The organism is Chlorobium sp. KB01 (assembly GCF_001975465.1).
Lineage (GTDB): Bacteria > Bacteroidota > Chlorobiia > Chlorobiales > Chlorobiaceae > Chlorobium.
This window is the reverse complement of the sequence record NZ_MPJE01000046.1, coordinates 1-11,225: the sequence shown is the minus strand read 5'-3', so window position 1 is coordinate 11,225 and position 11,225 is coordinate 1. Positions and strand designations below refer to the sequence as shown.

Annotated in this window: 11 protein-coding genes and 1 pseudogene; 5 read left to right on the top strand and 7 right to left on the bottom strand. The window is 48.4% G+C overall.

The window, feature by feature from the left end; translation table 11 throughout:
* Positions 1 to 234 precede the first annotated feature (234 nt).
* Positions 235 to 1,224, bottom strand: a complete 990-nt coding sequence (locus tag BOO20_RS05250; protein ID WP_233120892.1) for a transcriptional regulator — start codon at positions 1,222 to 1,224, stop codon at positions 235 to 237.
* A 358-nt stretch (positions 1,225 to 1,582) separates the two neighbouring features.
* On the opposite strand from BOO20_RS05250, the gene BOO20_RS05245 reads away from it, so the two are divergent.
* From BOO20_RS05245 to purB, 5 genes are all read left to right on the top strand, one after another.
* Positions 1,583 to 2,464: a cobalamin-binding protein gene (locus tag BOO20_RS05245; protein ID WP_233120893.1), complete on the top strand. Its 882-nt coding sequence runs from the start codon at positions 1,583 to 1,585 to the stop codon at positions 2,462 to 2,464.
* Between the two features lie 78 nt (positions 2,465 to 2,542).
* Entirely contained in the window at positions 2,543 to 3,805 is a 1,263-nt protein-coding gene (locus tag BOO20_RS05240) for an MFS transporter (protein ID WP_076791138.1), read from the top strand.
* A gap of 50 nt (positions 3,806 to 3,855) precedes the next feature.
* Entirely contained in the window at positions 3,856 to 4,890 is a 1,035-nt protein-coding gene (locus BOO20_RS05235; protein WP_076791136.1) for a Gfo/Idh/MocA family protein, read from the top strand.
* Positions 4,891 to 4,918: 28 nt separating this feature from the next.
* Entirely contained in the window at positions 4,919 to 6,358 is a 1,440-nt protein-coding gene (locus BOO20_RS05230; protein WP_076791134.1) for a CCA tRNA nucleotidyltransferase, read from the top strand.
* Between the two features lie 145 nt (positions 6,359 to 6,503).
* Positions 6,504 to 7,808 carry an adenylosuccinate lyase gene (gene purB, locus BOO20_RS05225; RefSeq protein ID WP_076791133.1) on the top strand — a complete coding sequence of 435 codons (1,305 nt, stop codon included), beginning with the start codon at positions 6,504 to 6,506 and terminating at the stop codon, positions 7,806 to 7,808.
* A gap of 96 nt (positions 7,809 to 7,904) precedes the next feature.
* Here the strand turns inward: purB and BOO20_RS13340 are convergent, their stop codons facing one another.
* From BOO20_RS13340 to BOO20_RS12845, 6 genes and pseudogenes are all read right to left on the bottom strand, one after another.
* Positions 7,905 to 7,979 carry a hypothetical protein gene (locus tag BOO20_RS13340; protein WP_368665424.1) on the bottom strand — a complete coding sequence of 25 codons (75 nt, stop codon included), beginning with the start codon at positions 7,977 to 7,979 and terminating at the stop codon, positions 7,905 to 7,907.
* Between the two features lie 270 nt (positions 7,980 to 8,249).
* Positions 8,250 to 8,744: a hypothetical protein gene (locus tag BOO20_RS05215; protein WP_076791131.1), complete on the bottom strand. Its 495-nt coding sequence runs from the start codon at positions 8,742 to 8,744 to the stop codon at positions 8,250 to 8,252.
* Positions 8,745 to 8,759: 15 nt separating this feature from the next.
* Positions 8,760 to 9,794 carry a helix-turn-helix domain-containing protein gene (locus BOO20_RS05210; protein WP_076791129.1) on the bottom strand — a complete coding sequence of 345 codons (1,035 nt, stop codon included), beginning with the start codon at positions 9,792 to 9,794 and terminating at the stop codon, positions 8,760 to 8,762.
* A 310-nt stretch (positions 9,795 to 10,104) separates the two neighbouring features.
* The gene (locus BOO20_RS05205; RefSeq protein WP_144277120.1) at positions 10,105 to 10,548 is read right to left on the bottom strand and encodes a Fic family protein; all 444 of its coding nucleotides are present in this window, start codon (positions 10,546 to 10,548) and stop codon (positions 10,105 to 10,107) included.
* A 75-nt stretch (positions 10,549 to 10,623) separates the two neighbouring features.
* Positions 10,624 to 10,935 (bottom strand): hypothetical protein, encoded by a 312-nt coding sequence (locus BOO20_RS05200; RefSeq protein WP_076791126.1) that lies wholly within the window; start codon positions 10,933 to 10,935, stop codon positions 10,624 to 10,626.
* Positions 10,932 to 11,225: pseudogene (locus BOO20_RS12845) on the bottom strand (hypothetical protein); the annotation flags it as partial. The pseudogene BOO20_RS12845 and the gene BOO20_RS05200, both read right to left, overlap by 4 nt.

Below are 11,225 nucleotides of genomic sequence, written 5' to 3'. Positions count from 1 at the left end.
CAAATTAGCGGGACTTGCCCTCCCTTTTTTTATTGCCCTCGTGAATAATTCAGGATAAACTCTATAACCGCAAAGAGGAATAAAAAGTAGCAGAAAAAAAACTCCATCAATCACAACAGATCACGCATGATCACGATTTATTACGTAACCCGCTCAAAAGGTTTGGGGGCAGGGGTCGCCAGTTGCACTTTACTGCAGAGAATTGATGTAACGGTCAATAGCTTTGAGTCTGAATCATGTTCCCTGAAATAGAGCGATGCACGCCTTGTATTGAATTAGGGCATCATGGCCCTTCGGAGTTATTTTGTAGATGGTCTGAGGCTTGCGGGCCTGAAGATCCTTGTCGCAGCTTATATATTCTGCGGACTCAAGCATTCTCAAATGCACACTGAGATTACCGTCGGTTGTGTGTACCTTTTTTTTGATCTCCACAAAACATGCTTCGGTAACAGCATAAAGAAAGGAAAGGGCTGCAAGGCGGATTCGTGCATGAATGACCTTATCAATCAGGTGGTGGTTAAAGTCAGGCAGCACATCCGGGGCCCTTCGTTCAGGTGAAATTCCCTGCCTGCCGTCAGCCGGCATGCTTTGCAGAGCCTCTTTTTCAAACTCAACCTGCTTCTGCATCGTAATATCTGAGACTATCGCCCTGCACGTATCTCCATCCCGGCTTGCCACCGCATCAATGCGAACAGTACGGTTTCGGGTCACACCGCCCTTTTCCTGAAACAGAGAGGAATCATCCGCCTCCGGAGCTTTGCCATTACCGGGTAGCTTCAGCTCGCAGGTACGGCTTTTTGGCTGCCTGAACACTTCGCCAAGCAGTGAGGACAATACCGAAAAATCATCCGGGGCAACATATTGACCAAATTTGCTTCCGATTAAACGTGACCGCTCAATGCCAAGCAGCTTTGTTGCGGTCAGATTAGCCTGGAGTATTGTGCCGTTCTCGGAGAGCGTCAGGTATCCGAGGGGAGCAAAGTCATAGAGTTCGGTGTAGCACTCCAGACTCTCTTCAAGATCGGCTCTCGTTTGCAGCAGTTCGTTCTGCTGCATTACAAGTTCTATCTGGTGAACGGCAAGTTCATGCACAACCCGCTGCATCTCCCCGTGAGTATGTATAAATTTCGGATATTTACTTCCGTTTGCATCAAGAAGTATTTCAGCCTGCTTTCGTAACTCTGTTAAATGGGCTGAAAGTGCCTTGCTCTTTTTCATTAGCATCACGCTTGTGTATTGAAAAGCCGGATTTATGACCGGAGGAAATTCCGGGTTGACAAAGCACTGATATCCATCCCTTTGCTATCGCTGCCAACTGAAAGATAAAAATGGAATTAGTAATAATATCAACGATGAACAAACATCCATCCGTTGATTCAACAAGTTATGGAAACGGGATGAAAATTCTCATAAACAGGGCGCCCGGGAACAGTTGAGCTGCTTCCCGACGCTTCATCAGCTCACCCCCCTTTCTCTTCCCCTGGAAATCCGATTTTTATGTAGATTGAATCTCTGGTGAATCTCATATTTTTCCTTCGATACCATTTCAATCATCTTCCGAGAGTCTGTCGCTATGCGTAACATGCGAGCCAAAAACCTTTTAATACTTTTACTGCTGACTTTTTCCCTTCCCGGATCAGGATGCAGTCAAAAACAGGAAGCACAAACAGCTCTTCCGGACGTAAAGCCGAAAGTTGTAAGCCTTGCACCGAGCGTCACGGAGATGATTTATGCCATTGGTGCCGGTGATCAGCTTGTTGGTCGCACCAGTGCCTGCGACTGGCCTCCGGCTGCATTAAAAGTCCCGATTATAGGGGCATTCGGCCGCCCCTCCCTTGAACTGCTTGCATCAATTCATCCTGATATGGTTATTGATGTTGATCTTGCCGAAGAGGAGTCCGGTAAAAAGATATCTGCTCTCGGTATTCAACGATCAACCATTACCTGCAAAAACCCGGATGATATCCCTTTCGCCCTCCGGAAACTGGGCAGACTGACCGGTCATATTCAGGAGGCGGACTCTCTTGCCAGGGTCATCACCGATGGACTTGCCCGGTTCCGGAAAAAGGCCGATAGCGCAAAGCATAAAAACTCACTCTATCTTGAAATCTGGGATGATCCGCTCTGGACGGGAGGCAAAGGGAGCTATATCTCATCCCTCATTGCCTATGCCGGGGGAAGAAATATCGGCGACGCCGTCGAGAAGGAGTATTTTGAGATCTCCCAGGAGTGGGTTATCGAGCAAAATCCGGATGTGATTGCCTGCATGTATATGTCAAAAAGCTCATCCGCAGCCGGAGCAGTCATGAATCGTCCAGGGTGGCAGCATATTGCAGCAGTGAAAAACCAGCGGGTCTATGAACGGTTCGACAATAATATATTTCTTCGTCCCGGCCCGAGAGTCGTTGAGGGCATCACGAAGCTTTATACCATAATTAATCAGAACGAAGCGTCATCCCGTTGATTTTTTGGGTCTCACTGCCAGAAACCACGGTTAATTTTTTATCTTTGTGGCTTTAGCGGAACAAAACAGCATGCATGCATGAAGCGCTCCCCACTGGTTATTTTACTTCTCACAGTTATGCTCGATCTGATCGGGTTCGGAATCGTGCTGCCGCTCCTTCCGACCTACTCAAAGGATCTTGGAGCAAATCCTTTCATGATCGGTCTTATTGCTGCGATTTTCTCTATCATGCAGTTTATTTTCTCCCCTCTATGGGGCAAGCTGAGTGACAAAATCGGCCGTCGGCCGGTCATGCTCGTCAGTATATTTATCACTGCGCTCTCCTATCTTGTTTTTTCCCAGGCAGACACGATTGCCCTGCTCATATTTGCCAGAGGTCTCTCCGGAATTGGATCGGCTAACATAGCTGCGGCACAGGCCTACATAACTGACGTGACCGACAGCAAAAGCCGTTCGGGAGCAATGGGGATGATCGGAGCTGCTTTCGGCATAGGGTTTATCATAGGCCCGCTCATCGGAGGTGTACTCAAGCACAACTACGGCATTCAGATGGTCGGGTATGTTGCTGCCGCTCTTATCGCTTTTGATTTCATTCTTGCTGTCTTTCTGCTGCCGGAGTCCAATGCCAATGCAAAAAAACTGAGCTTCAGCCGCTCGAAAAATGAGTATGGTGAATCGGTGAACCGTCAATCCCCTGCTCTGTTCATGGGAGAGAAATTCAGGGAGTATGGTGAAGGGCTAAAGCTGGTTTTCCAATCCCGTCCCCTTGCCCTGCTCATGACAGCCAACTATGTCTACACCTTTGCCATTGTAAACATGCAGGTTGCCTCTATTCTGCTCTGGAAGGAGTATTTCAGGGCCACTGACGAGCAGATCGGTTATATTTTTGCCTACGTAGGGATCTGGTCGGTAGTTGTCCAGGGCGGTCTTATAGGCAAGCTGATTAAAAAACTCGGAGAGCACAAACTCTTTTTGTGGGGCCACCTCTTTACCTTTATCGGGGTCTTTTTTGTTCCGTTCGCTCCCCGCGATTCACTTTTTTCACTTGGCCTCATTATCCTTTTCTTTTTTGCGATCGGCACCTCTCTTGTGTCGCCGATTAATTTTTCCATGATTTCGCTCTACAGCTATAAAGAGCAGCAAGGGCAGATTATGGGATTATCCCAGTCGGTAAACTCTTTTGCCCGTATCATGGGGCCGTTCAGCGGCAGTATTCTCTATGGTATGAATTTTCATGCCCCCTATATTGTTGCAGGAGTTCTGACTCTGCTGGGTACCGTAATTGCAATCAACCTGTTCAATTACAAAATTGAAGCGCTTGAACCCTCTGCCGAATCCTGAAATTCCTGAAAAACTTTTTTGACTACCATATTCAGAGAGGAGCATAACAGATGCAGATAGGTGTTATCGGTGTTGGCAAGCTGGGAGAGTTTCACACAAAACTGCTCACTGAAATCGCACGTGAGCTGCCGGATGTAACGTGTACCGGTATCTTTGATCTCGACCGGAACCGCGCAGATGAAATGGCTGCAAGGTACCATGTTCCCCACTTCAGCTCTCTTGAGGAGCTTGCCGGAAAATGTGACGCCGCCGTCATAGCGACAACGACGAGCTCACATTTTACGATTGCCACCGCACTGCTCAAACAGGGTCTTCATCTTTTTATAGAAAAGCCGATAACCACGACCGTTGAAGAGGCGGACGAGCTGATACGGCTTGAAAGGGAGCACGGGGTACGCATACAAGTGGGCCACATTGAACGGTTCAACCCCGCCCTGCGTGCAGTAGAGTCCTACATCGGACGTCCCATGTACATCCAGGCTGAAAGGCTGAGCGGATTCTCCCGGCGTGTTACCGATGTTTCCGTTGTGCTTGACCTCATGATTCATGACATTGATCTGGTACTCTCCCTTATCCCCTCGGATATCAGGCACATTTCAGCCTCAGGAGTCAGGGTATTCTCCAATGAACTCGACATGGCCACAGCCCGGATAGATTTTATCAACGGAGCAACGGCCAATGTCACGGCAAGTCGGCTTAGCCGGAGCAGAATGCGAAAACTCCGTTTTTTTGGTACCAACCCGAAAAGCTATGCTTCACTTGATCTTACAACCGGAAAGTCTGAAGTATTCCGGCTTGTAAAACCTGAAGAAGCTACATCAAAAAATCCGCTTAAATCATTTGCAGCAAGGAAGATTCTTGAGCAGTTCGGTGAAATTCAGGACGCAATGCAGGGGATGGTGCTTGATTATATCCATCCTGAAATACCAAAAATCAATGCACTGCGTGATGAACTTGAACACTTCATCAATGCCATCAAGAACAATACCCCGATAGCCGTAAGCTCATCCGATGGCAGAAGGGCGATCATGGTTGCCGGCAAAATCACCGCCGAGATTGCTGCCAATGCCGCCTCCTTTGAATGACAGACCATTTTTGCACAGCAGACCAGTAATGACAACACGCGCTCAATTCACACTACCCGAAATACTTTACCGTATCGGCGACATCGCTGACAGCAGCAGCCTGAACTGCTACCTTGTCGGCGGGTATGTCCGGGACCTCCTTATGCAGCGGCCATGCAGCGATATGGATATTATGGTGACCGGTGACCCTGTTCCTTTTGCCGGAACAGTACAACATGAACTCCATGGCCGGAATTTTGTTCTGTTCGAACGGTTTCGTACAGCTCAACTCGAACTCTTTGATCCACAGCATGGCTCATTCAAGGTTGAGCTGGTCGGAGCACGCAAAGAGTCATACAATCCGGATTCACGAAAACCGGTAACGCTTATCGGAACACTTGATGATGATCTCTCCCGTCGTGATTTCACCATTAACGCGCTTGCGATGGTGCTCAACCGGAAAGGGCGCAATGATATTATCGATCATTTCAACGGACTCGATGATCTCAGGTCGGGCATACTGAAAACACCGCTTGATCCCGAGCAGACCTTTTCCGACGATCCGCTGCGCATGATGCGGGCTGCCCGATTTGCCGCACAGCTCGATTTCAAACTTCTTCCTGAAGTGGTAGCCGCCATGAAAAGCATGCATGAGAGGATCCGGATTGTGTCAATCGAGCGGGTCAGCCATGAATTTTTCAAAATCATGCAGGCGTCCCGTCCATCGGTCGGACTGATCATTCTATACGAAACAGGGCTGCTGCATGAAATACTCCCTGATGTTGCCGCCATGGCGGGTATTGAGCAGGTGGATGGAATGGGTCACAAGGATACGCTCTTCCACACCTTTCAGGTGATAGACAATCTTGCAGCACACAGTGATAACCTCTGGCTCAGAGTTGCGGCACTGCTTCACGATATTGCCAAACCTGCTACCAAACGTTTCAGCAAATCTGCCGGATGGAGCTTTCACGGTCATGATGCCGTGGGCGTCAGGATTGTCGGGAAAATATTCCGTCAGATGCGCTGGCCTCTTGATCCGCTTGACTATGTACAGAAAATGGTGCGCCTGCACCACCGTCCTATTCCGCTCTCAAAAGAGGAGATAAGCGACTCGGCCATACGACGGCTTATGTTCGATGCCGGTGAGGATCTGCAGGATCTCATGAATCTCTGCCGGGCTGATGTGACCAGCAAAAATCCGAGAAAGGTTACGCAGATTATGAGCAACTTCAACAATGTGGAGAAAAAAATTGCTGAAGTCGGTGAGAAGGATCTGCTTGCCCGATGGCGCCCCCCCATCAGCGGAGAGGATATCATGGAGACTCTCGGTCTTGGAGAAGGAAGGATTGTCGGCATGATCAAAAAAAAGATGGAAAATGCCGTTATAGACGGCCTTATCCCCTACGATCGAGAGGCAGCACTTGCCTACATAAAAGAGATTTTCAGGGAGCTTTCAGATACCGATAACGCTTCCGGAAGTAAATAACAGCTCTTGTGCCGGGGTGTGGTTTTTCTCTGATCAGCTCATTATATTGCTCGCGTTATCGCCATCCGGTAAAAACAGAGCGTAGTTCCCGGCAAATACGGCAAGCAGTTATGTATTACTCCAAACACACTAAACGAATCCTACCTTGATACCACGTTATTCACCAAAAGAGATCTCGGCAATCTGGACTGAAGAGGCGAAATTTCAGCGCTGGCTGCAGCTTGAAATCGCGGCAGTAGAGGCCCGGATGGAAGCCGGACTTGTGCCTTTTGAGGCCCTTGCGGTCATCCGCGAAAAAGCAACCTTCAACGTCGAAGAGATTCTTGAGATCGAAAAAGAGACCAAGCACGATGTCATTGCCTTTCTGACCAACGTTGCCGGTTATGTCGGGCCGGATTCACGCTATATTCATGAAGGACTCACCTCTTCGGACGTTGTCGATACCTGCCTTGCCATGCAGATGCGCGATGCCGGTAAAATCCTTATTGCTGATATCAAGCTCCTTGTCGAAGTCCTTGCAAAACGGGCGCTGGAGTTTAAATACACCCTTGAGATGGGTCGTACCCATGGTATCCATGCCGAACCGACCACCTTCGGCCTGAAGCTGCTGCTCTGGCACCAGGAGATGCTTCGCAACCTTGAACGGATGGAGAAAGCGGTTGCTACCATCTCCGTCGGCAAGATATCGGGCGCTGTCGGCACCTATCAGCACCTCTCGCCCGACATTGAAGCTGCGGTATGCCGTAAACTCGGTCTCGAACCATCCTCAATCTCCACACAAATTCTCCAGCGTGACCGTCATGCCGAGTATGCCACAACCATGGCGATCATAGCCTCATCCATCGAGAAATTCTCTGTTGAGCTGCGTCACCTTCAGCGCACGGAAGTTCGTGAAGCTGAAGAGTTTTTCAGCAAAGGGCAGAAAGGCAGTTCGGCCATGCCGCACAAGCGGAACCCGATCACCTTCGAGCGCCTTACCGGTATGGCCCGTGTTGTCCGATCGAACTCAATTGCCGCAATGGAGAACGTGGCGCTCTGGCATGAGCGGGATATCTCCCACTCCTCGGTTGAGCGCATCATCATGCCGGACTCTACGACCGCTCTCTGCTACATGCTTCGCACCTTCAGCGATGCGCTCTCTACCCTGCTGGTCTATCCGGAGAGAATGGAGGAGAACTTCAACTCCTCTTACGGCCTGACAACCTCCCAGACACTCCTGCTGGCTCTTACCGCCAAGGGACTGACCCGTGAAGATGCCTACAGGATGGTTCAGCGCAACGCCATGGAGAGCTGGTCAACCAAAGTTCACCTGCGTGAGCTGGTTCTCGGGGATGAGGAGCTGATGAAAAACTTCACCCCTGAAGAGATAGCAGAACTCTTCAGCGCGGATCACATACTTGGAAAACTGAAAACCAGCGTTGATACCATTTTCAAACGCAACGGATTCTGATCACTCTGTCATCACACCTACAAAGCCGCAATGCTTCCCGTTGCGGCTTTGTTGTTATGTTGGTAAAATATGAGTCTTTGTTTCGGGCCTCCCAACTTATGACTCGTTTTCAATTTTGAAGCCGACGGAGATTATCGCAGCGAGATTGTAGTGTTCCAATTCACACCGCACTTCCCGATCGCCCTCATTTTGAACTATTAAGTATTTCTTAACAGTTGCCCCCGGCTCAAGCTCATTATCTGGTTGACAGCCGAAATCGAGACATCATAGAAGGTGGCCATCATCTTCTGGTTCAGCCAGACGTTTTCGTTAGCATAGCGCATTTCCACACTGGCCTCTGAAGTGCCAGAGGCCTTGCAACAAGGTCAGCTATTTGCATGCCGGTTGAGTTGCTTGTTTTCAACACGAAATCAGAAGTCAAAAGCAGATTTTCGGAAACACTCATCTCCAGCGGCTTATGCGCTGATAGATTTCGGCTTCCGGAAGCCGAACATTCAAGAGTCTTTGTTGCTGAAGTTTGTCAACCGCAACTGAAGGAATAAGAATCTGATTCTCGACCAACCGATCAAAAAGCCAGAGCGTGCCATGAACCTCAAGCTGCTCTTGCACAATAACCGTTCGAAGTTTTTTGTCACCAGTGATGATCAGGGCATGTATTCTCCTGGCAGCTACAAGCAATGAGCAATCCTGAAAAGAGAGCCCGTTATAGTTTCTGGAATATTCAACTATGTCAAGCACCTCCTCGGAACTGAAAAATTCAATACCCAGCAAACCCTCATCAACGTAGTGCTGCAGCACCCTTCTCTGCTCAACAGAAACCTCAACCCAAACCGCGTCGGTTGTACGCATCTCAAAGCTGAGTTCAAAAAGTGCATCTGCCAGATCAAGCTTGACAATGTCAATCAGGATATTGGCATCATGAATGGCAACAATCACCGGACTCTATTGGATTTAAACAAACGTGATGTCCATGCTCATCTCTTCATAGGATTTCCCTGCCAGCTCGGCTGCTTTGCTCATCGTAATAACTTCCTCGGAGAGTGCCCGGTCAAGCAGTTGTCGGAAACGCGCAGGCTCTTCTTTCGATTTGTATTCATCCGGCTCACTAACTCTGAAAGCAGACCAGGTTATGCAAAAGTTTCTGTAGGTCGAATCCGGAATAACACCGAGGCTTTTTGCCCTTGCCATGATAGCCTGTACTGAGATTCCGAAGTACTCCTTCATCTCGATGAGTTCTCTTTGGGTAAAATGGGTGCGCTTGCCTCCAAAAGCCCGTATGAATGACTCTTTGGGAAACAGTACAGCTCCGGCAAACGAATGTGCAAGCTTCTCATTGTCTTTTTCACTGCCAGCCTGAAAATCAAGCAGAAGATGAGCAAGTTCATGCAAAACCGTAAATCTGCGGCGAACAATGTCTCTTCCCTTGTTGAAAACCACAAGAGGAATAGAACCGCTCCATGCTGAAAGACCATCAAAAGCATCATGAGTATCAAGCATGACTACCTTGACATTATAGCTTTCAAGCATCTCCACAACATCTGGCAGCGGGTCAAAACCAAGACGCCAGGCATTACGGAGCCCGTCAGCAAGTTCATCAATCTGATCGGGAGATGAAACCCTCACGCCCTTGAAAGGATTGATAAATGATGAATCAATACCAAGAAAGGATTCCAGTTCAAGATACCGTTCAAGTATGTCGCTGCTCTTCGCCTTTATCCGTGCCTTCTCCTTCTCAGGCAAAGCATTATGTTTTCTGAACTCAATTGACTGCAAAGAAAGTGCTGGCCTGAAGAAATAATCAGGCTTTACCTCAAGAGCTGAGGCAAGTGAAAGAAGAATACCGCTTTCCGGCAGCATTCTCCCCTGCTCATATTTGTTTATCGCCTGCCGGGAGACCGGTTTGTCCATTCTGTCCGCCAGCTCCTGCAGTGACATGCCGGACATCTTGCGTGCCGACTTAAGGCGCTCTCCAAAATGGTGCTGCATGTGTGGGGTTGGTTATTAGCTTGTCGTATTGGTTGACATAAATATACTTTATATATCTTTTGTCAACAAGCAATATGGAAACGAAGTTCCCGAAAGCAGGGATAACTTTATGTATCAGAAAATCATCAAGACGATTCTGCTGGTTTGTTGTCAGTCAGGTCGGAGAGGAGGTAGTTGACGCTGTCCCGGAAGTGCATTGTCCGATAATGTAACCAGCTCAATTCGCGACACAGCGTGTCACAAATTGGAAAAGCCTTGGAAAATAACCGCCCATGCCGTTGAGAAGCCTCATCGATGTATGGCGCAGGAGTCATTTGCTCTCCGTCATGGTTTTCAGAAGATCGAATCCTCTCTCGGTAAGCCGATAGCACTGATTTTTACTGCGCGGCCTCTCCGGAAAGGTCATTTCAATAAAACCGGCAGCAAGCAGTTTTTCCTGACTCCGCTTGAAGTTTCCGCTTCTTGAGGAGTAACCGGCAGCCAGACGTAGTTCTGCTGCCGATTGTGGACCAACCCGGCACCTGTCAAGAATCATTTTTTCGATATCAGTCAAATCATCATAGGCCTCATGGGCCTCGTCATGAGGGGTAACATGAGGGATTTGGTCTGGCTGTCCGTTTTCTATCGTAACACCGGAACGGGGAAAGGTAACGCTAAACCAGTGCTCCGAAACCTCAATCAAGGGTTCTGCAACACCATACTCCCGGCATAAATTCCGGATACGCCGGATTCCTGAGCCGATATGCTCTACCACGACATCACCCAATTCGGAGAGGAGTAAGTTGTGGTAGTCGAGAACGACCCCTCGTTGGGATCCAATGAATCTCACTTATTTTTTAAACGCCTGAGCACTAAGCTGTGTGCCACAGTACCTAGCCCAAAGCATCATACTTAATTCCCTCAATTCCCAGCTTATATCCAACTGCTGCATTTTTTCAATGAAATCCTGATATGTGATGACCTTGAATTTTTTGTCTCCATTTTTCAGCATCCCCTGAAATTCAGCTCCGGTCCGCAACGCACTCTTGTCCTCTTTGTGACAGAAAAGACCGGTATACACAAATTGCTTGCCTCCATCCTGAACAAGTGCCTCCGCGATAAGTTGATTACGGAAAAGCTGATTGAACTTTGCCGTAATCAACTCTTTATACTCTGCGATAAAAGTACTCTCACGGCCTTTTGAAAAATACTCTTGTATTCAGGCTTCGTGTACACCATTGAAGAAAACGTATCTGTATATTTGCATTCGAGGCCTACAAGCCCATTCTGGCTGCCAATCATCACATCAAAAGCCACGTCGAACGCTGAATTGTCATTCATAAAGTTTTCTTCGGGAGCGTATTCAAACATAACATTTCTGACTTCAGTCAACTCAGGCCAGAATTGCTGTAAAACTTTCAAAGCAAGATCTTTATCTGCTTTTAACTCCCC